Origin of the sequence: Flavobacterium sp. J27 (assembly GCF_004303025.1) — a bacterium.
Lineage (GTDB): Bacteria > Bacteroidota > Bacteroidia > Flavobacteriales > Flavobacteriaceae > Flavobacterium.
Genome location: NZ_PJQW01000005.1, coordinates 208,783 through 229,755 on the forward strand (window position 1 = coordinate 208,783; position 20,973 = coordinate 229,755).

Annotated in this window: 18 protein-coding genes; 9 read left to right on the top strand and 9 right to left on the bottom strand. The window is 30.9% G+C overall.

The features are described 5' to 3' along the window. Positions 1-46: 46 nt before the first annotated feature. From sufC to CX675_RS08905, 5 genes are read right to left on the bottom strand one after another with little or no spacing between them, the layout of a single operon-like run. A complete protein-coding gene (gene sufC, locus CX675_RS08885; protein WP_130734885.1) occupies positions 47-796 on the bottom strand; it encodes a Fe-S cluster assembly ATPase SufC in 750 nt (249 codons plus the stop codon). A gap of 10 nt (positions 797-806) precedes the next feature. Continuing rightward, positions 807-1,292 (bottom strand): flavodoxin family protein, encoded by a 486-nt coding sequence (locus CX675_RS08890; protein ID WP_130734886.1) that lies wholly within the window; start codon positions 1,290-1,292, stop codon positions 807-809. Beyond that, entirely contained in the window at positions 1,289-1,693 is a 405-nt protein-coding gene (locus tag CX675_RS08895) for a hypothetical protein (RefSeq protein WP_130734887.1), read from the bottom strand. Before CX675_RS08895 ends, CX675_RS08890 begins: the two co-directional genes overlap by 4 nt. A gap of 10 nt (positions 1,694-1,703) precedes the next feature. Next, the gene (gene sufB, locus CX675_RS08900; protein WP_130734888.1) at positions 1,704-3,152 is read right to left on the bottom strand and encodes a Fe-S cluster assembly protein SufB; all 1,449 of its coding nucleotides are present in this window, start codon (positions 3,150-3,152) and stop codon (positions 1,704-1,706) included. 9 nt (positions 3,153-3,161) lie between these two features. After that, positions 3,162-3,491: an iron-sulfur cluster assembly accessory protein gene (locus CX675_RS08905; protein ID WP_130734889.1), complete on the bottom strand. Its 330-nt coding sequence runs from the start codon at positions 3,489-3,491 to the stop codon at positions 3,162-3,164. Between the two features lie 169 nt (positions 3,492-3,660). On the opposite strand from CX675_RS08905, the gene CX675_RS08910 reads away from it, so the two are divergent. From CX675_RS08910 to CX675_RS08920, 3 genes are all read left to right on the top strand, one after another. After that, positions 3,661-4,521, top strand: a complete 861-nt coding sequence (locus tag CX675_RS08910; protein ID WP_130734890.1) for an MBL fold metallo-hydrolase — start codon at positions 3,661-3,663, stop codon at positions 4,519-4,521. A gap of 80 nt (positions 4,522-4,601) precedes the next feature. Continuing rightward, positions 4,602-6,200, top strand: coding sequence for a S8 family peptidase (locus CX675_RS08915; protein ID WP_130734891.1), 1,599 nt, complete (start codon positions 4,602-4,604; stop codon positions 6,198-6,200). 121 nt (positions 6,201-6,321) lie between these two features. Then, a complete protein-coding gene (locus CX675_RS08920) occupies positions 6,322-8,202 on the top strand; it encodes a M1 family metallopeptidase (protein ID WP_130734892.1) in 1,881 nt (626 codons plus the stop codon). Between the two features lie 57 nt (positions 8,203-8,259). Here CX675_RS08920 and CX675_RS08925 read toward each other — a convergent pair whose 3' ends face one another. Next, positions 8,260-8,958, bottom strand: coding sequence for a helix-turn-helix transcriptional regulator (locus CX675_RS08925; protein WP_130734893.1), 699 nt, complete (start codon positions 8,956-8,958; stop codon positions 8,260-8,262). Positions 8,959-9,224: 266 nt separating this feature from the next. Here CX675_RS08925 and CX675_RS19980 point away from each other — a divergent pair, with 266 nt between their 5' ends. The 6 genes from CX675_RS19980 to CX675_RS08955 all read left to right on the top strand — a co-directional run bounded on the left by CX675_RS19980 (position 9,225) and on the right by CX675_RS08955 (position 17,762). Then, the gene (locus CX675_RS19980; protein WP_205728616.1) at positions 9,225-13,277 is read left to right on the top strand and encodes a hypothetical protein; all 4,053 of its coding nucleotides are present in this window, start codon (positions 9,225-9,227) and stop codon (positions 13,275-13,277) included. Next, positions 13,274-13,645 (top strand): nucleotidyltransferase domain-containing protein, encoded by a 372-nt coding sequence (locus CX675_RS08935; protein ID WP_130734894.1) that lies wholly within the window; start codon positions 13,274-13,276, stop codon positions 13,643-13,645. The genes CX675_RS19980 and CX675_RS08935 overlap by 4 nt, the downstream gene beginning before the upstream one ends. Then, positions 13,629-16,274, top strand: a complete 2,646-nt coding sequence (locus CX675_RS08940) for a hypothetical protein (RefSeq protein ID WP_130734895.1) — start codon at positions 13,629-13,631, stop codon at positions 16,272-16,274. Before CX675_RS08935 ends, CX675_RS08940 begins: the two co-directional genes overlap by 17 nt. Position 16,275: 1 nt before the next feature. Then, positions 16,276-16,767 carry a hypothetical protein gene (locus CX675_RS08945; protein WP_130734896.1) on the top strand — a complete coding sequence of 164 codons (492 nt, stop codon included), beginning with the start codon at positions 16,276-16,278 and terminating at the stop codon, positions 16,765-16,767. Between the two features lie 146 nt (positions 16,768-16,913). Continuing rightward, positions 16,914-17,150, top strand: a complete 237-nt coding sequence (locus CX675_RS19985; protein ID WP_205728617.1) for a hypothetical protein — start codon at positions 16,914-16,916, stop codon at positions 17,148-17,150. A gap of 297 nt (positions 17,151-17,447) precedes the next feature. Then, the gene (locus tag CX675_RS08955; protein ID WP_130734897.1) at positions 17,448-17,762 is read left to right on the top strand and encodes a hypothetical protein; all 315 of its coding nucleotides are present in this window, start codon (positions 17,448-17,450) and stop codon (positions 17,760-17,762) included. 87 nt (positions 17,763-17,849) lie between these two features. Here the strand turns inward: CX675_RS08955 and CX675_RS08960 are convergent, their stop codons facing one another. The 3 genes from CX675_RS08960 to CX675_RS08970 all read right to left on the bottom strand — a co-directional run bounded on the left by CX675_RS08960 (position 17,850) and on the right by CX675_RS08970 (position 20,922). Then, positions 17,850-18,224, bottom strand: coding sequence for a hypothetical protein (locus CX675_RS08960; RefSeq protein ID WP_130734898.1), 375 nt, complete (start codon positions 18,222-18,224; stop codon positions 17,850-17,852). 11 nt (positions 18,225-18,235) lie between these two features. Then, complete coding sequence (locus CX675_RS08965; RefSeq protein WP_130734899.1) at positions 18,236-19,054, bottom strand: N-acetylmuramidase family protein; 819 nt, start codon at positions 19,052-19,054, stop codon at positions 18,236-18,238. A 74-nt stretch (positions 19,055-19,128) separates the two neighbouring features. After that, entirely contained in the window at positions 19,129-20,922 is a 1,794-nt protein-coding gene (locus tag CX675_RS08970; RefSeq protein WP_130734900.1) for a hypothetical protein, read from the bottom strand. Between the last annotated feature and the right edge of the window lie 51 nt (positions 20,923-20,973).

The window sequence follows — 20,973 nt, forward strand, 5'->3', positions numbered from 1 at the left end:
GTTACGAGTCAGAGTTACAGTTTGAAATACTGAATGCTGAGACTGTTTACTGAATTTCTGCTTTAATCCAATCGTATCCTTTTTGTTCTAATTCAACCGCTAATGATGCATCACCAGATTTTACAATTTTACCGTCCATTAGTACGTGAACAAAATCGGGAACAATATAATCTAATAAACGTTGGTAATGCGTAATTACAACAACAGCATTGTCTTGGCTTTTTAATTTGTTGACACCGTTCGCTACAATTCGTAAAGCATCAATATCCAAACCAGAATCGGTTTCATCAAGTATGGCAATTTTAGGCTCTAACATTGCCATTTGAAAAATTTCATTACGTTTCTTTTCACCTCCAGAGAAACCTTCGTTAAGCGAACGAGAAAGGAATTTTTTATCCATTTCTAATAATTCCGATTTTTCGCGAATTTTTTTCAGCATTTCATTCGCTGGCATGTCTTCTAATCCTTTTGCTTTACGGCTTTCGTTGATGGCAGTTTTAATGAAATTGGTTACTGAAACGCCAGGAATTTCTACAGGATATTGAAAAGAAAGGAAAACACCTTTGTGCGCTCTTTCTTCTGGAGCTAATTCTGAAATTTCTTCTCCATCTAAAAAGATTTCTCCTTTATTTACCTCATAATTTTCGTTTCCTGCGATTATAGAAGATAGTGTCGATTTTCCAGCGCCATTTGGTCCCATAATGGCATGAACTTCTCCTGCTTTAACCTCTAAATTAATTCCTTTTAGTATTTCTTTGTCTTCAACAGAAGCGTGTAAATTTTTAATACTTAACATGGTCTCTATTTTATATAAATGCTAATTCTAAATTTTGTATTTCTTCAGGCTTGTCTGCATTAAAATGCTTGTGCCCTAAATAATTCATTCCTAAATAAGCGGCCGATTTTTGGAAAGGAAGGTAAAAATCATCTTCAATACTACTATCGTGCGAATTGGAGATTACGGCCATGTTTTTACCTCTTAGTTTTCTTCCTGTTTCTTTTTCTATGCGAATTAAATCTGAAAAACGATCAAAAAATACTTTCATAATACCACTCATAGTATACCAATATACAGGTGTAGCAAAAATTAAAGTATCGTATTTTTCAATAATTCCTTTTATCAATTCAAAAAAATCATCTGCTCTATTTTTACTTTCATAATCATAGTATGAGAAATCATAGTCACTTAAATTAATTAAATCTATATTAAATTGATTGTGTATTTCTGAAGCAATTCTTGTGGTGTTTCCATTTTTTCTTGAAGAGCCAATTATAATTATTGTTTTACTCATGGTTCGACGATTCTTTTATTTGGAGAGGTTATTTCTTTTTTATCAGGTAAAATTTCAAGAAAGAAATAGATGATTTCCGAAATAGTTCCTGTAAAAATAAAAAGTAACACCCAAATCAAAACTTTATTGTTCGTGTCGTTTTTATTATTTCTTGTAAGATGAATAATATCAAATACCTTAATTCCTATTGAAGCTATCCCTGTTATAATCAAAATTAAAAAAATACTTGCAAATCCTTGAAAAAAAGCTGTTGGAGGATGGCCTTCTAAAGCACTTTTGTGAAATTCCCCTATATTTCCAATCATAAAAGAAAAGAAGTAGATAATATAAAAGATAAATCCTACAATGGGTAGGAAATGCCATATCCCAATAAGTATTTTTTGATTTTTCGTTAAATTCATAACCGCTATTTTATCCTACAGATCCTTCCAACGAAATCTCCAATAATTTTTGAGCTTCCACTGCAAACTCCATTGGTAATTTGTTTAATACTTCTTTGCTAAAACCATTTACGATAAGTGCAATTGCTTTCTCTGTTGGAATTCCTCTTTGATTGCAATAAAATACTTGGTCTTCTCCAATTTTTGAAGTGGTTGCTTCGTGTTCAATTTTAGCAGTTGTGTTTTTACTTTCTATATAGGGAAAAGTATGCGCCCCACATTCATTACCCATTAACAAACTGTCACATTGTGAAAAATTTCTAGCATTGGAGGCTCTCGAACTAATTTGAACTAAACCACGATAACTGTTTTGTGATTTTCCAGCTGAAATACCTTTAGAGATAATAGTAGATTTTGTATTTTTACCTAAATGAATCATTTTGGTGCCCGTATCGGCCTGTTGAAAATTATTGGTAACCGCTATAGAATAAAATTCACCAATTGAGTTATCTCCTTTTAACACACAAGAAGGATACTTCCAAGTTACTGCTGAACCTGTTTCTACTTGAGTCCAAGAAATTTTTGCGTTTTTTTCACACAAACCTCTTTTGGTTACAAAATTGTAAACCCCACCTTTTCCTTCTTTATTTCCTGGAAACCAGTTTTGGACAGTAGAATACTTAATTTCAGCATTATCTAATGCAATTAATTCCACAACGGCTGCATGCAATTGGTTTTCATCTCGGCTTGGTGCAGTACATCCTTCTAAATAAGACACATAACTGCTTTCATCAGCAATTACTAATGTTCGTTCAAATTGTCCTGTTCCTCCTTGATTGATTCTAAAATAAGTAGAAAGCTCCATTGGACAACGCACTCCTTTTGGTATATAACAAAAACTACCATCGGAAAAAACAGCTGAATTTAAGGCAGCGTAAAAGTTGTCTTTTTGTGGCACTACTGTTCCAATATATTTCTTAACTAATTCTGGGTGTTCTTGAATAGCTTCCGAAATAGAGCAAAAAATAATTCCTTTTTCTGCCAATGTTTTTTTGAAAGTAGTTGCTACAGAAACAGAATCCATTACAATGTCTACAGCAACACCAGCTAATTTTTTTTGTTCGTCTATGGAAATACCTAACTTTTTGAAAGTTTCTAATAATTCTGGATCTACCTCATCTAAACTTTCGTATTTATCTTTCTTTTTAGGTGCTGAATAATATGAAATGGCTTGAAAATCGGGTTTTGCATAATGCACATTGGCCCATTCTGGCTCAATCATTTCTTCCCAAGCTCTAAAAGCTTCTAATCTCCAATTGGTCATCCATTCTGGTTCGTTTTTCTTCTTAGAAATAGCGCGAACAATCTCTTGATTTAAACCTATAGGAAAAGTATCAGATTCTATATCCGTATAAAACCCGTATTCATATTCTTTGTTTTGTAATTCGACTTTTAAGTCGTCTTCTGTGTATTTACTCATATATTTTTACTATAAAGAAAAAGATTCACCACATCCGCAAGTTCTTTGCGCATTTGGATTATTAAACACAAATCCTTTTCCATTTAACCCACCAGAAAATTCTAAAGTTGTTCCAATTAAATAAAGAAAACTTTTTTTCTCCACAGCAACTTTTACATTATTGTCTTCAAAAACTTTATCATTTTCATTAATTTCATTATCAAACTTTAATTCGTAAGACAATCCTGAACAACCACCGCTTTTAACACCAACTCTTACATAGTCTTTTGCAGCATCAAAACCATCGTCTTTCATCATTTCAATGATTTTTTTACTAGCAGTATCAGATACTTTAATCATAGCCTACTTTATTTTGATTTTGTCTAAATTAACTGCAAATATAGTTCATATAATGCTTATTACAAGGTTTCGTAACATTTTTATAACTTATAAATGCATAACTTTTATTTATATACTTGTGTTTTCCTCGATTTTAGGCTAATTTTTGTAAATTGCGAAAAAATCAAAAATGAATTTATACCCTATAGAAGCTGGTAATTTTAAGCTAGATGGTGGTGCTATGTTTGGCGTAGTACCAAAAACAATTTGGAATGAAACAAATCCTGCTGATTCAAATAATTTAATTGATATTGCAGCTCGTTGTTTATTAATTGAAGAAGGGAATCGTCTTATTTTAATCGATACAGGAATGGGAAATAAACAATCGGAGAAATTTTTTGGATATTATCACTTATGGGGAAATCATTCGTTAGATAAATCCTTAAAAGAGAAAGGTTTTCATAGAGATGATATTACCGATGTTTTTATGACACACCTTCATTTTGATCATTGTGGAGGAAGCGTTAATTGGAATAAAGATAAAACAGGATATGAGATTGCTTTTAAAAATGCAAAGTTTTGGACGAATGAAAATCATTGGGAATGGGCAACAAAGCCTAATCCAAGAGAAAAAGCTTCATTTTTAAAAGAAAATATTATTCCAATGGAAGAAAGTGGTCATTTGCATTTTATTTCTAGACCTAGAAATGGCTTCTTAGAAACTAGCGAATTGGGATTTGGTATTTTTTTTGCAGATGGTCATACAGAAAAGCAAATGATTCCTATGATTAAATATCAAGAAAAGACAATCTGTTTTATGGCAGATTTATTACCTACGGTGGGTCATATTCCTTTGCCTTATGTAACAGGATATGACACAAGGCCTTTACTATCAATGGATGAAAAGGATATTTTTTTGAGAAAAGCTGTTGAGCAAAACTTCTATTTGTTTTTAGAACACGATGCTCATAATCCAATTATTACATTGCAAAATACAGAGAAAGGAATTCGGCTAAACCAAATTTTTACTTGTGACGAAATCTTAAAATAGTGTTAATACATTAGTAAAATGTAATTTTTAAAACGGATTTTTGTCTAATACTAAAAAAATAAATATATAAATTAATATAAATGAGAAATTTTAAACCAATTTATTTATCTGCTGCTTTAGCGTTAGCATTAGCAAGTTGTGGAGGTGCTAAAGCTATAGTGGCTACTCCACCAGTAAATATTGATGCTTTACCACTTAAGGTTACTCCATTAGCTGAAAATGATTTGAAAAGATGGAGTCACTTAGATTTAGTAAAAGATACAGTACCCGGAATGAGTGTTGATAAAGCATATGCTGAATTATTAAAAGGAAAGAAAAGTGTTCCTGTAATCGTTGGTATTGTAGATTCGGGTGTGGATATCCGTCATGAAGATTTGAAGAGTGTTATTTGGGTAAATCCTAAAGAAATTGCTAATAATGGAAAAGACGATGATAACAATGGTTATATTGATGATGTTAATGGATGGAACTTTTTAGGGGATAGTAATGACGAGCAATTAGAAATGACTCGTATCGTAAAAAATGGACCTGGAACACCTGATTATGATAAAGCAAAAGCTGAGTTAGATGCTGAAGTTGAAACAGCTAAACAAAGAAAACAGTTTTACGAAGGTCTTTTAAATGGAGCTAAGCAATTGCAAGACTATCTTAAGAAAGATGATTTTACTGAAGCAGATTTAAAAGCAATGCAAACGGATAATGAAGCATTAAATAATTATAAGCAATTCTTTTTGCAAAGAGTATTTCCAAGTGGTGGTACTGTTGCAGAATTTACAGAACAAGTAAAAGAAGGAATTGATCATTTTGCAGATCAATTAAATTACAATTTAAATGTCGATTTTGATGGACGTAGTGTTGTAGGTGATGATCCTAATAATATTAATGATACAAAATACGGAAACAATAATGTTATTGGTCCTAATCCAGAAGATGCCAAACATGGAACACATGTTGCTGGAATTGTAGCTCAAGTTCGTGGAAATAATAAAGGAGGAGATGGTGTAGCTAATAATGTAAAAATTATGGCTGTAAGAGCAGTTCCAAATGGAGATGAATACGATAAAGATATTGCTTTAGGTATTCGTTATGCAGTTGATAATGGAGCAAAAGTGATTAATGGCTCTTTTGGAAAGTATTTTTCGCCTCACAAAGAATGGGTTCAAGAGGCATTAAAATATGCAGCATCTAAAGATGTTTTAGTGATTTTTGCTGCTGGAAATGATTCCAAAGATTTAGATGTGGAAAATAAATACCCAAGTGATTCTTATGATGGTGCTCCGGAAATTTCAAATAATGTTTTAATTATTGGAGCTTTAGCACCAAGCTATGGTTCAAAAATGGTTGCGAGCTTCTCAAATTATGGAACAAAAAATGTTGATATTTTTGCACCTGGAGTTAAAATTTATGCAACTACACCTAACCAAACGTATGAATACTTACAAGGTACATCAATGGCTTCACCTAATGTAGCTGGTGTAGCCGCTTTAATTCGTTCTTATTACCCAAAATTATCTGCTGCACAAGTGAAACAAATAATTATGGATAGTGGTACACCATTAAAGAATGATATTGCCGTTGGTGAAGATCAACACAAAGCTAATTTTTCTACTATTTCAAAAACTGGAAAGATAGTAAACGCATACAACGCCTTAATTATGGCAGCACAGATGTCTAAGTAATTAGAGATTCTCTTTAATGATTAAAACCACAAAGCAAAACAATTGTTTGACTTTGTGGTTTTGCATTTTTAATATTTGTAGGACTATTTTTATTGTTAATGCTCCAAAATAAATTTAAAATATGAAAAGAATAGTTATAATATTTTTAACCTCGTTATTTGGTTTTGGCCAAAACAATCCTAACCCAGGTTATTGGCAACAACACGTTGATTATAAAATGAATGTAGAAATGAACGTGAAGGATTTTAAATATAACGGTACTCAAGAATTAGTATACACTAACAATTCTAACGACACCCTTCAGAAAGTTTTTTATCATTTGTATCCCAATGCTTTTCAGCCAGGTAGTGCTATGGATGCAAGACTACAAACTATTTCAGATCCAGATGGAAGAATGGTAAGAACTTTTAAACAAGCGGATAAAGAAGTTAAAGAAAGTAGAATTAGCACTTTAAAACCAAATGAAATAGGATATTTAAATATTACTAATTTTATGCAAAATGATGCTTTGGCAACAACAAAAGTTGTGGGTACGGTATTAGAGGTTACTTTAAATCAACCCATTTTACCAAAGCAAAAAACTACTTTTACTTTAGACTTTGAAGGGCAGGTTCCTTTACAAATTAGAAGGTCAGGTAGAAATTCTGAAGAAGGTGTGGCTTTGTCAATGACACAATGGTATCCTAAAATGGCCGAATATGATTTTGAAGGTTGGCATGCAGATCCTTATATTGGGAGAGAATTTCACGGTGTTTGGGGAAATTTTGATGTAAAAATTACAATAGATAAAGATTATACTATTGGTGGTTCAGGATATTTGCAGAATAAAAACGAAATTGGACATGGTTATCAAGATAAAGGCGTTGAGGTAAAATATCCAAAGAAAACCAAAACATTAACATGGCATTTTATTGCCCCTAATGTGCATGACTTTGCTTGGGGAGCAGATAATAATTATATCCATGATATGATTTTGGGCCCAAATAATGTTGAATTGCATTTTTTCTACAAAAATAAATCTGAAAATTTAGAGAACTGGAAGAAGTTGCAACCCAAAACAGCAGAATTATTAGATTTCTACAATAAAAATGTAGGTCAATATCCTTACAAACAATATTCGGTTATTCAAGGAGGTGATGGAGGAATGGAATATGCGATGTGTACTCTTATTACGGGAAACAGAAGCTATGGAAGTTTAGTAGGTGTTACTGCCCATGAGTTTGCACATTCTTGGTTCCAACATATTTTAGCCTCAAATGAATCTAAACACGAATGGATGGATGAAGGATTTACTTCATTTATTTCTGATTTAGCGATGCAAAGTGTATTACCTCCAGCAGATGGTAAAGAAGAAAATCCTTTTGAAGGAGCATATAATAATTATCGTTTTTGGGTAAAAACAGGTACTGAACAACCATTATCAACTCATGCAGACAGATATGATTTTAATAGAAGTTATGGTATTGCTGCATATAGTAAAGGAGAATTGTTTTTGTCTCAATTAGGTTATGTAATAGGAGTAGAAAACGTAATGAAAACCTTAAAAAGATATTATAACGATTATAAATTAACACATCCTACACCGAATGATATTAAAAGAAGCGCAGAAAAAGTATCTGGAGCAAGTTTGGATTGGTATTTAGTAGATTGGACACAAACGACAAATACAATTGATTATAGTATAAAAGAAGTAGTAGAAGATCATTCAAAAACAAAAATTACTTTGGAGAGAATAGGAAGAATGCCAATGCCAATAGATTTGTTAGTAGTTTATGAAGATGGAACACAAGAAACATTTTATATTCCAAATACGTTAATGAGATGGGAAAAACCAAACCCTTACTCCTTAAATAGAACTGTTTTAAAAGGATGGGATTGGGCAGCACCAAGATTTTCATTTTCTATTAATAAAGCAAAATCAGCTATAGAAGCCATAGTTATTGATCCAAGTGGATTAATGGCAGATGTTGATTTATCTAATAATGTTTACGAGAAAAAGTAATTAAAATAAGAAATTAAAAAGAGAGGGAATCCTAAATTAACATTGGATTCCCTTTTTTTAATTCATTGAATTAATTCTTATACTAGCTTTTACTAAAGCCAAAGCTTTAATTTTAGACATCTCAACATCTTTGTCTTGATGATGTTTGTTTTGACTTACTAAACGGACATGACCTTGTTGTTCCGATTTTTGTATATATTTAACGGTAATATATTCTTCACCACTCATATCCATACTTAATAAATACATTTCGCCCCAAAAAATCTCATTTTTGATATCGCTTACTTCTTTATATAATACAATATCACCACTTTTTAATAGCGGATACATACTATCTCCGGTAACATATACTGCTCCATCACATTTTGGCAACCTAGGAATAGAAATATAATCCAATGGGGTTTGTGTTGTTCTATCTTGAAATAAAGGTACTAAACCAGCAACTGCTTCGATATCATATAAAGGAATTTGCTGCGATTCTAAATTTTTATCCGTTCGTAACGCAAAAGTATCTATGCTTTTGTTAAGCAAAAAATCTTCGTCTTGTTTAAACATAGTTCCTTCACCAGTAAGTAACCAAATTGGGTTTAAATCCTGATAATTAGATAGAATGTTTTCTATCACATTGGAACCTATGCTTTTGCCTTCTTTTACTGCTTTTGAAATACTTCCTCTTCCAGCACCTAAGCTGTTTTCAAAAGCATAATAACTAAATCCTTTTTGGTCAATATACTGACCTAATCTTTCTGAAACCATGGTAATAGCGTTAAAGTTTATACAAACTTACGAATATTTTCCTTTTAAAACACTTTTTGGTAGATTTTTTTCAAATATAATGAGATAAGAATCAACCAAGTATAAAATATTTAGATTTTTTTCTTCATTATATTTGTATATTAGAATATTTTCAACTATATTTGCATTGTAATTGATTTAAATCACCACATAATAAGAATATATTCTATGTTTAAATGGATGCGCAGCCAAATGAACCTAATTTTTTTTAATTTTAATTTATAAGTATGAGCACAGAAAATAAAAACACCCTTTTCAGGTTTGTTTCAATGAGATCACCGCAATTAGCCGATGAAGAAAAACAAAATGACAGATTTGTCTTTAGAGATGAAAATATTCCTCTTGGAGTATTTGATGCTGTCAAAGATAAAACTTTTAAATGGAAGGAATTAAAGCAAATAGCTACCACTTTTACACCTTTAACTATCCAAGAATTAAAAGATATAAATCCAAAACTATACGATTTTTCAACTTGGATTGCAAAAAACCGTTTATCTTATGAACATAGTGAGTTAGCTCAAAAAATCAGCAATGTTATTGCAATAAGTGACTTAAATGTCTTGTCTAGTTTATGGAATAATCTTTTTTATCAAACTGTTACTCAAAGAGACTTTTATGCTAAAGAGAGATTGATTCAAATGTTACAAGCAAATCATTTGATTATAAAATATAATGGTGAGGAAGCATTGTCAAAAACATTAGTAAATGCAAAAGTTGTATTACCAAAAGCATTATTTGTTGAAGATACTATTGCTTCTTCCGGAACAGGTATGTCAAAAATAATGACTTCTGAGGAAGTTATTAAGCAAACATATCCACAAGAGGAAATGATAAAACAACAAGTAATTGCACAAACAGAGTATCAAAATGGAAGATTTCAAAAACTAGAAAGCGAATTAAAAGCAATAAGTAAGAATTTTCAGAAAGAATATAGCAGTGCGTTGTCTTTAGCTGAGAAAAACCATGAAGCGATTGTAAAACCTATTTTAGAGCAATATAAAAATGATTTAGAAAGTGCAAAACAAGATTGGTGTACTGTAAAAGATCCTAATACGGTTTATGATCCTAAAGACCCTTGTAATCAGCCGCCATCTGTACCTTCACCACAAATTCCAGAGTTTGAATTCAATTTTAAAGACCCTTTAGATTTAAAAGAGTTAGAAGTTAAATTAACTCCTGAAAGTTTTGAAGCTTTATTGGAAATCACAGGAAAATACTCTGAAATTACAGATAATAATGTAAAAGAACGACTTATAGAACCTAATGTACTAACATTATCTAACGATTATAATGGCTTCAATGAACTAACAAATTATGTTTCGTCTACGATTACTACAAATAATGAAATTATTTCAGCGAATACTTCTTCATCAGAGAATACTCTAGTAAGTGTTGGTGGAGTATTAATACCTCTTGTTATACCTGTTCCAACTACACTTTTTGGTTTTCAAATTTGTTCAAAACCAGTTAGTAAAACATTAATTGGATCTATCGCAAGATATAATTCAGATTTGTCTGTAGCAGTGCCAGACAATACTTGGAATGTAGCAAGTTTTACGTATTCTTTGGTAAGGTCAGATGGGAATATTTATACAAATCAAGGACAAAATACATATATCTTGTCTAAAATAGGAAATACTATCTTCTTTAAAAACATGGTAATAGGACTTCCATCATTAGCAGAAGAAAGTTTATTACAATCTTTTGTAGGTGAAATTACTTTTACTAATGGAGTGGTTAAAACATTTTCTATTCCAGAATTCAAATTGAGTTTATGTTCGTCAGGAACGTTGCTAACATTATTAAATGAAGGAGATAACGGAGATGATACACAATTAAACAATGGAAATGAATCTCCCTTTATTCCTAGTGGGTTTGGTGTAAAGCAATTAGGAATTGCAGATTATAAAAAAGTAGAACAGAGCACGCAATGTTATGTTGAAGGAGATGTAGCCCATATAGAAAACATTATGGCTCGTGAATATAAAGAAAAAGCTACAAGAAGGCTGAGAAGAAGCGAGAATACAACAACTACCTCTTCTGAAACAGAAAGAGAACATTTAACCGATACAAGCAGTACTTCAAGATTTGACATGCAAAGTGAAGTGGCTAAAGTACTTCAAGAAAGTAAAGATTTTAGTGCGTTTGCAAATTTCAACGGAAGTTTTAAAGCATTTGGTAGTGAAGTTGGTTTTTCAACTGGAGTCAATTATGCTACTCATAATTCTAAAGAAGAAAGTACCAGACAAGCCGTTACACAAGCAAAAGAAATTACTGAATCTGCTTTGGATAGAATTGTTAGTAAAGTAAAAGAAGAACGAATTGATAAAATTATTGAAGAGTTTGAAGAAAATAATAAACATGGTTTTGACAATACAAAAGGCGATAAACATGTTGTAGGAGTATTCAGATGGGTGGATAAATTATTTAAAAATCAAATAGTTAATTATGGTAAACGTTTGATGTTTGAATTTATGGTTCCTCAACCTGCTAAGTTACATTCTTTGGGAATGCAGGAAAATAAACAACAAATGTCTTTGCTTGTTGAACCTGAAGATCCAAGAAAAGCATCTAATAACAATTTAGCTGATTATTCAAAAATTACAGATGCAACACTTAAATTTTGGGCAGCAAAATACAATGTTGATGTAACACTTTCTCCTGCAAATTACTTAAGTGTTGGAAAGTCATTTTCTTTTACAACACCAGAAACTATGGGAGCAGAATGGGAAGAAGTTGCAGCTGGAAATGAAGAAGTGAAATTACCAGAAGGTTATAATGCTATTGGTGTAACTGCAGATTGGTATTATCCATCTGAACCAGGTTATGGTTTGGCGGTTATTGCAGGAAGTAAAAAATTACAGAGTAAAGGAGTTTATTATCCTGTGTCGAGTTTTAATGGTATTATTCCTATTTCATATTCCGTTATGGGACATCATTCTGGAAGTGTAAATGTGGAAATAAAATGTGAATTAACAAGTGAAGCAAGAAAAAAATGGCAACAAGAAACATTTAAAACTATTATAGATGCTTATGAAGATGCACTAACTGTTTATAACGAAAAATTGGCAGAAGAAAAAGCAACGGGTATTCAAATAAAAGGAACAAACCCAGGTTTCTATCGTGAATTTGAAAACAAGATTTTACGTAAAAACTGTATTTCCTATTTAATTGATCAAAACCCATTAGCCAAAAACACCTACGGGAAAAGCAATTTATTTAAAATTGTAGGTAATGCTACTGCTGTAGGAAATTTTGGTAATACAGAAGTAAATCTTGGACAAGAATTAGACGATTATGCAGCATTCGTAAAGTTTATGGAACAAGCTTTTGAGTGGGATATTATGTCATATAATTTATATCCTTATTATTGGGGTAATCGCTCTGAATGGGCAACGTTGTATCAATATGATGACTCTAATGATCCATTGTTTAGAAACTTCATGCAAGCAGGTATGGCAAGAGTTGTGGTCACAGTTCGTCCAGGTTTTGAAGAAGCAGTTCGTTATTATATGCAAACAGGCCAAATTTGGAATGGTGGTGAAGTGCCAGTTATTGAAGATGAATTATTCATGTCTATTGTAGATGAGTTAAGAGAACCTTTAGGTCAAAAAGAAGGTAAAGCTTGGATTACTCGTGTTCCTACATCATTAACTATTCTGCAAGCAGATAGTATTGGTTTAAAAGTTGAAAAGGCACTTCCTTGCAATTGTGATGATGTAAATAGCGACACATTTGAAGATCCAGATGCAGTGCCTTGTAATTCCAATTTTGTTATTAGTAATTCTCAATTGAATCAAGAAGAGACTAAATTTATTGAGTTTACTTTTGAAGGGATGGACAATCGTATGTTTCAAACCATAGGAGATCACGATGCGGATAATAATTTCCCAAAAATTTATGAATGTATGGGACAAACCATAACCATAAATAGAGATGCCAATTGGTTGAGTAGTACCAGAAGTGCTGTAATTTTTAATGAATTAGCAAAACAGTTATCGTTAATTAACGGTGTTACAGCGAAAATAGCCATCTCAAACGCAGGCGCAACAGATGGAATTACATTCACAATTGATACAAGTAAAATTAAAGATTTTGTGTTTACAAAACCAGGTGATGATCCTATGTTTGATACTATAAGATTAATTGTTGAAGATGATGTTTTGGTAAAAATAGGAAAGTATGATTATATAGACGCTAGAATTCAGGATAAAGCTAGAGTTCCTTTAAGTCTTCCTAGCGAAACAAACCTTTTCCCAATTTCAAGATTCCTAATATGAGTCAAGTAAAGATGGAAAGTATATGGCAGCACGAGTTAGTGTTGCCATATATTCTTAATGAATTAAGAAGAAAAATAGAAGACATTACTCCAGTAAGAAAAATTGTTCTTTACGGAAGCAGAGCTAAAACACCTATTGAAAATTGGGAAAAATTAAATGGAAAAGACTGGGATGTTGTTATAATATGTGATTTTCCTATAACGAATACGCATATATGGACAAGAGATTTAAATTACCATATAGATTTATTAGTTACAACACAAGAAAAAATAAATCACTTTGAAAAACGCAATGTGCCTCTTATTGAATTATTTCCAACAAACAAATTAGAAATAACTAAAATTAAAACTTATGGCAAACACATTTGATGAATATGAGACAGAAAGCCAAAATCTTTTGAAAGGATTAAAGTTCTTAGATTTAAAACAGCAAGCAGGGTCGCTTCAAAGAACACTTCCTTTAATCAATTCAAATTCAAGCAGAAGTTTTGAAGAGATTACATTTGATAATAAATTTGGAAATCAAGTCGAAAAATGTGGTGAGTATAAAGATGAATTTTATAGAAGCGCTTTAAATAGTAAAAAACTAATAGAAGATTTAAAAGTAAATTCAAATTCAGATGATTTTTTCTTCCACTATAAGGAATATACTAAAAACTTACCAACAACCACATTAATTTTAAGTGGAGATGGATTAGGACCTCGTTTGATTACTGAGCATGAACAAACTATTCCCTATCAATATGAGAATGCTCAAGGAAAAAGAGAAACCGCAGCATTAAAGATACGTTTAAATACTAGAGCTTGTAAAGTAGATTTTATCAATCCTGGATTTCGTTTTAAAATTGATGAAAAAAACGAATCTTTGAATTTTCAAATCAGTTTTATTTACACAGATGCAATTGATAAAAGAGATTTTAGTATTACTCCAGAAATTGACAATGATTATGTTTTAAATGACATGTATAAAGCAATCATTATTGAAACAGAAAAACTAAACGATTTTGTTGCTATTGTATCTCAAATTGGAAGAGAAACTTTTTTAGAAGATAAAATAACAAAGGTTTTTGCTGACAAATTAAAAAACTCAAAAGAAGCAAGTGAATTGAAATTTCTTTATGAGAACATACCCGATTTTGCTTTAAAAAATATTTTATCCTTACTTAATGAAGAAATACTTTGGGAGCATATCAATGTTTTAACAGATTATGATGATGATGGTTTGTTTAGTGGTTGGAGAGATGGAAGTTCTGCTCTTATAAACGTTATGAAAGCGTATGGTAAATCTAACATATTATTTGATAAATTTAAAGCTAATCCAGCATTTGTAAAAAGAATTTATAAAAATTTAGATGGATATTCATTATATGAAGGACAAAACATCAGTAACAAAATTATTTTTAGCCAACTTTTAGCAGCTCTCTGCGTTACAAATGGAAACAAAGGTTTAAATCAAAGAGAAGAAACTTTTTATTACGGACAAGGGTATAAATTGAATGCGGATATTATCTCACTTTTTAGTAAAGAAAACGACGACGAATTTTACTTACAACAGTTAAAAGAGGTTTCAAAAACAGTAACAAAAACATACCCAGATGATTTACCCAGATATTCTCAACGTATAGAAGTTGAAGAAAAATCCTTTGAATCTGTTGATGAAGGAGCTATGTATCATCCTTTAGATTTAGTTTATCTGGTAGATACAAGTGTTTCCAGTGAAATAAGTTTTCCAGTACCAGCTATAGTAATTAAAGCGCTTTCCGATGAAAAAGAAATACAAGAAATAGAAAAAGGTATCCGAATTGGTTTTGATATTTTAGCTATTGTAATTGGTGTAGTTGTTGTAGTAACAACAGGTAATCCACTTATTGCAACATTAGCTGTTGCTGATATTGCTCTTGCTACAACAGATATTGGTGTTTTAGCCATTCAAGAACAATTATTAAAGACAGAAGGAGGAAAAGAGTTTTTAGAGTCATGGGAAAAAATTTACATTGCAGGAAGTTTAGTTACAGCTGGTCCTGCTGTATTTAACACCTTATTTAAAATTGGAAATGGACTTTTAAAAGGAGGTACAATACTCTTAGAAGGTGGTTCTAAATTGATATTGGTTGCAACAAAAAACGCGAACGTTGCAAATTTTGTAAGAAGTTGTATGCTAAAGGTACTACTTGAAATAAATATTGCTAATTTTACAAAAAACACAGTCAAAGATATTCTTTTTGCTGAAGAAGCACTAGCAAGCAATGGTATAAAATTTAATCCCGCAGGAGTTACACGATTGCAAAATGAAGGTGTTATTTTTATAAAAGGGATAGGTTTTGATAACAAAGCAATAGGCTTAGCAGTTATATACAAAGGAGAAGCCATAGCCAGCGGAACAGCAAAAGAAGTAAGAGCAACATTAAAAGAAGTTTGGACAGCTAAAAGTGCTAAGCTGATAGATGCTCTTGAAGAACTTTATAAGCTAGTTCCTAAATTAGATGAAACAGGTAAATATTGGACTTGTTTTAACAAATCTGGTACAAAAATGAAATGGTTAAACCAAAAGGGTAAAAATGGTATTTTAAGAACTCAAAAAAGTACTGAAAATTTTATAAAAGCTTTAGAAAAAAATAATAAAGCTGCAGATAAATGGGTTGGAGAAGTTGCAGATGAGTTAAGAAAATATGATGAATTGACCGATATAAATAATGACATTATAAGTATTTCAGACAATAAATCTTTAGGTGATTTTGATGTAGCTTCTAAACAATTTTTAATTGAATGTAAAGAAAGTTTGTCATATAATTCTATCACTACTAAATTCATTAAACAATTTGATAAATATATAAATCCATTAAATGAAAATTTTGTTAATCTGCGAAACAAAAAAGTAGTGCTTGCTATTGGAAAAAATGATGGTAGAGTTTTAAACCATCTTTTTATTAAAGAATTACAAAAAAAACATAACATACAAATAATAACAAATACAAATCAAATTAAAAATCTTAAATAGCATGAGTAAAGAAGCATTTTTATTAAGCAAAACATTTATAGATAGTTCAGAATTAGAAAATTCTATAGAACAAATAGCTAATAAACTGCATTTTAATTATCAAAATAAAAAAAATGACAGGTTTAATGAGCATGTTGTTAACAACCCAAGAACATCCGAAACCCTTGAAGTATTCATAAGTGATTATAAGCAATTTATTGCATCTCAAAATCCACCTTACAGTTTTATACCAGGAAGTGGAAATGGATATGTTATAGTAATAGGCTACGGCTGGGGCAATAAAGACGAGCAGGTTTTAATTCCTTTTGTAAGAGAGTTAATGAAAGAGTTTCCAGAATTAATCCTTTATGCAGAAGAATGGATTCCTACACAGTTTTTCCCTTATCTTCAATTTTCTTTAGATGATTTATTAGTATATGAAGGCACTAGTTCCGATAATTTCTTGTTTAATATTCCTTATCAAAAAGAATTAGAAAAGCAAAAAAATAAATAGTAATAACAAAAACCATTTCAATATAGAGGTGGTTTTTTACATTAATAAAAACAGCTTCATCAATAAAATGTTATATAAACAAAGAAGAAACCAAAGTCAGTGGAACATTAACATTAAAAGAAGTTTGGACAGCTAAAAGTGTTAAGTTGATAGAGGTTTTAGAGAAAATGTTTAAACCAAAACAGATTCCTGATGAAGTAATTAAGCATGCAGATATTGGTGATTTTGAATTGCCTGAAAATCCGAAAAGAAGTATTCTACCAGGTAAAATGAAAGGAGGTGGTCATGGACAAGCTAATATTGATTACTTAGAGCAAATAGGTAGGAAATATAAAATAGAACATACATACAAAAACGGTGTAAGAATTGGTGCGGTTGAATGACATAATAGTAACTTTAAACGATTAATAGAGGGAATAATTATTACTGGTCAATCTTGGTTTCCAAAATCTTGGGATGCAAAAAAAATAAAACAAGCTGGACAATATGTAATAAATAAAAATTATCAAGAATTTAAAAAACTACAAGATGGAATACCTCTTTTTGATAATTTTGAAGATGTAAGAGTTGGCGTGATGAAAACCCATGGAAAACCTGCTACAATTCTGCCAGACAATGCAAAACAACCAATAATAAATAATAAAGAAATAGAAATTAACCCTTTTAAAGAATAATAAAAGATGGAACAAAAAATAAAAAATATTTTAGCTAAAATTAAAAGTAAACATGTTGATGACCCAACAATATCTTTAGATTCGGATGAAATAACAAACTTATTACTTCAAGATGTTGACAATACAATTAAAATACTTAATGATTTAGATGAAGAATCACTAGAATGGATTTCTTCTGATTTTGAAGAACTTTCTTTTAAATTTCAAAATATAAAATTTGTGGAATGTGTAAAAAAAATTTTAACAAAATTTCCTAATAACAAGTATTTTAAAGAAGATGTCCCGAAAGCAATTGAAGCCTATTATCCAGAAAACGAATAATTTACTTCTAAAAACTAAAACTCTCAAGCAAAAATGGGAGTTTTTTTTAAAACATATAGATGTAAATATTTTTAAATCTTGATCTTTTCAAGAAATAAGATAACGATTCCAAGTATGCTCGCCCATTTTTTGTAAACCAGTACCTAAATTTTGGGTTTCATATTTTTGTTGCGAGTAATCTTCAAAAGTAAATGTGATATACGTGGTAAAATTTTCATACGTAATTTTCCAATGACCGCGATATTCTTCTCTGTTTTGATAGGGCATCGATAATCCACCACCTGTAACACTTCTAAACGTTTCAATAACATAATTAAAACTAAAATCACTATATAAAAACATGGCATGAGAAATATCTTCATACCATCCACCACCAGAATAATCCCTATCGCTGTTAACCTTTTGTAATCGTAATACTTTATTCGATAAAGTACTAATCATTTGTTGTATTTGATAACTCATATCGTTTGGTTTTAAGAATATTTTTGATATGCATTGGCCAATTTTTCATCATATTTGTTGGCTTTATAACCCGATCCATTATAACGTGAAGCAAAACCAGCCCAATCTTTATTTTGTAAATAAGGAATCAAATGATTGGTTTTTAAAAACAAACCAAAAGCAAAAAGGTGTTCTTTTTCACTAAGATACATCTTTTCTACAAAATTTTCTACAGAAGAATAGCCTATAGGAATCGCATTAAAACCCATAATTTGAAAACAACCCCAGGAAGTAGCACAATAAGCAGCTTCTTTAAAAATAGGGTTGGCATTCATTTGGATGGCTTTTTCCAAACGAGCGTATTCAGCATCACCACCTAAATAATATTTTTTAGTCCAAATAGGGTATAAAACACTTGCCGAAGATGTATTTAGATATAAAGAAGGATCAATGCCTCTTTTAATAAGTTCTTTCCAAAAAATATGACCTTCGAAAAGAATTTTAGGTTTTCCACTTGCTAAAAAACCTTTACCACTACTTTCCACTGTGTTTACAGCTTTTACACAAGCTAATTCTAGTTGGAAAGTAGTGGCAAAAGTTACTAAATCATTTTCAGAGAGCAACTTGTCATTATGTTTTGAAAACTGAGTAAGTTCCAATAATTTGGACCACGATTTAATGCCTACAATACCATCAACCACTAAGTTATTCTTGTATTGAAAATCTCTAACCGCAACATCTACGGCTAAGGTAAAAGAATCGGAAACTATTACTTGATAGCCTAATTGTGTTAATAAATCACATAAAACAGCTACTTCAGACGCTTTATTGTTGTATTGTATGGTTCTCATGTTGTTTGCTTGATTTATACTGATTTAAAATCGAATAGGGTGTTATTTCATTTATCTTTTGAAGCGCATATCACTTATAAAGTAGTATTAATTTTTGGTAATTTTTCGCAAATCATCCCAATTAAGAAATAACTATCATAGTTTACCGATTCTGGAGATAATAAATAGTCATTGCTAATGGTGTTTTTGTTTGCCACTTTCAATTCTTGTTCGAGTATACTGTAGCCATCTTTTACAATTTTTATTTTATAATTTCCAATGGGTAATTTAAAAGTGATTGCTCCTTCTTTGTCTGATTCAATTTCTTTAAAATAACTATTATTGGTACCAATAATTGAAATTTCCGATTTATACACGGCTTCTTTTGTAACTGAATCTTTAATATTGACCACAATTGTAGCTAAGTTATTATTTATAGTTAAAACTTTGGCAGGTTGAAATAAAACAGGATTAACCCTAATACTCGACGCTAGGATAGCTGGTTTTACGTTTGTTTGTATGGGCTTTGTGGTATGGGTAGGCTTAATGGGATTAACTCTTGTAACGGGTCTTGCTATCGTTCTGGCATTTGCTGTAGGTTTTGCCGTTGTTCTTGCTGGTGCTGTTCTTACTGGTGTGTTTAGTGTAATGGGTGTAATATTTGCTTTGGCTCTATAATATTTTATATTGTTTGATTTTAAAGTTTCTTTATTTTTAATGGCTTTCACAAATTTTACTTGGCTTTGTGCATTTACGAAAAGTTGGTTTTTCATTAAGATTGGTCCAAAATGAATTAACTGATTGATATTGCTTACCTCGTCTGAATCGATACTCGGATCGATATTGATTTTTAGGTTTTTGATTAAAATCATTTTTTTTGTAAAAGCAGGCAAAATAAATTCATTGCTTATGGTAAAACCATCAGAAATGGATTTGGCTTCTTTCCATTTGAAGAAACTAGAGAGAATAGGAGATAGCGCAAACCAGTTGCGTTGCATGCTTACAATAGAAAATTCTAATTCAACGCCTAAAATATTTTTTTCATCATATTCTATGGAAATAATTTCTTCTGGAAAATCGTTTTTTTCTTGTTGTACAGTTTCATACAAAGTGTCTAGTTCTTTTTTATCCAAGGATAATTTGGTCCAACCATTATCATTTGACATGAAATCATAAGGCACAAAATTGATGTCGTGATATGATTCTAAAGACTGAATGCCTGTTTTTTTAGAATTTTCCATGACGTTTCTAGAATTGATAAGACTGGATAAGAAAACATCGAAACCATCCGATTTATTGATGACTTTCATGGCTTTTTCAATATCATTTTTATAACCTAAAAGCTTGTGATCAATAATTAGTTTTTCTTTTTTCAAAAGAATGATGTTTAATTGCTCTAACCAAACTTGCTTTTCATCGTCTGTGGTTAAATCGTTAAATTTATAAACATGCTCTTCCCATTCCATTAATAAGGTATCAAAAAGCGTGATGTATTTATCATAAGCTTTTTTTTCCTTTGTGGGATTTCCTTTGGTGTCATATAAAATCTTTTTTGCTGTTTCAATTTCTTGTTCATTCTCTTCTATAACTACCTCTTGTTGCGTATTGATGATTTTGCTATACGCTTCAAAAAGTGTATTACTAGGATTAATATCCCAATATTTATCTGAAGAAGGAATAGAGTTTAATTGAAATGAAATATCTTGTTTTTTTAGTAAAGCTTCCCCTTTTAAAGCTTCATCAATTAGCATTTGTGGAAGCAATAATTTCATTTCTGATTCTTCATAGACTCTTAATGAAGGACAGATTAAAGCAATCTCCTGGTCATTGGTGGTCTGTGTTTTATAATATTCTTTTATTTTTTGGAATAATGCGGTATAGTATTTCATGATGTTTATTTTTTAAATAAAAGCCCAAACAATTTTACGTTTGGGCCCTTA

Coding starts and splice junctions, on each gene's coding strand:
- sufB (WP_130734888.1), bottom strand. CDS start 3,152: ATGAGTAAATACACAGAAGACGACTTAAAAGTCGAATTACAAAACAAA.
- CX675_RS08945 (WP_130734896.1), top strand. CDS start 16,276: ATGAGTAAAGAAGCATTTTTATTAAGCAAAACATTTATAGATAGTTCA.
- CX675_RS08940 (WP_130734895.1), top strand. CDS start 13,629: ATGGCAAACACATTTGATGAATATGAGACAGAAAGCCAAAATCTTTTG.
- CX675_RS08920 (WP_130734892.1), top strand. CDS start 6,322: ATGAAAAGAATAGTTATAATATTTTTAACCTCGTTATTTGGTTTTGGC.
- sufC (WP_130734885.1), bottom strand. CDS start 796: ATGTTAAGTATTAAAAATTTACACGCTTCTGTTGAAGACAAAGAAATA.
- CX675_RS08915 (WP_130734891.1), top strand. CDS start 4,602: ATGAGAAATTTTAAACCAATTTATTTATCTGCTGCTTTAGCGTTAGCA.
- CX675_RS08965 (WP_130734899.1), bottom strand. CDS start 19,054: ATGAGAACCATACAATACAACAATAAAGCGTCTGAAGTAGCTGTTTTA.
- CX675_RS08895 (WP_130734887.1), bottom strand. CDS start 1,693: ATGAATTTAACGAAAAATCAAAAAATACTTATTGGGATATGGCATTTC.
- CX675_RS08955 (WP_130734897.1), top strand. CDS start 17,448: ATGGAACAAAAAATAAAAAATATTTTAGCTAAAATTAAAAGTAAACAT.
- CX675_RS08935 (WP_130734894.1), top strand. CDS start 13,274: ATGAGTCAAGTAAAGATGGAAAGTATATGGCAGCACGAGTTAGTGTTG.
- CX675_RS08960 (WP_130734898.1), bottom strand. CDS start 18,224: ATGAGTTATCAAATACAACAAATGATTAGTACTTTATCGAATAAAGTA.
- CX675_RS08910 (WP_130734890.1), top strand. CDS start 3,661: ATGAATTTATACCCTATAGAAGCTGGTAATTTTAAGCTAGATGGTGGT.
- CX675_RS08890 (WP_130734886.1), bottom strand. CDS start 1,292: ATGAGTAAAACAATAATTATAATTGGCTCTTCAAGAAAAAATGGAAAC.
- CX675_RS08970 (WP_130734900.1), bottom strand. CDS start 20,922: ATGAAATACTATACCGCATTATTCCAAAAAATAAAAGAATATTATAAA.
- CX675_RS19980 (WP_205728616.1), top strand. CDS start 9,225: ATGAGCACAGAAAATAAAAACACCCTTTTCAGGTTTGTTTCAATGAGA.
- CX675_RS08905 (WP_130734889.1), bottom strand. CDS start 3,491: ATGATTAAAGTATCTGATACTGCTAGTAAAAAAATCATTGAAATGATG.
- CX675_RS08925 (WP_130734893.1), bottom strand. CDS start 8,958: ATGGTTTCAGAAAGATTAGGTCAGTATATTGACCAAAAAGGATTTAGT.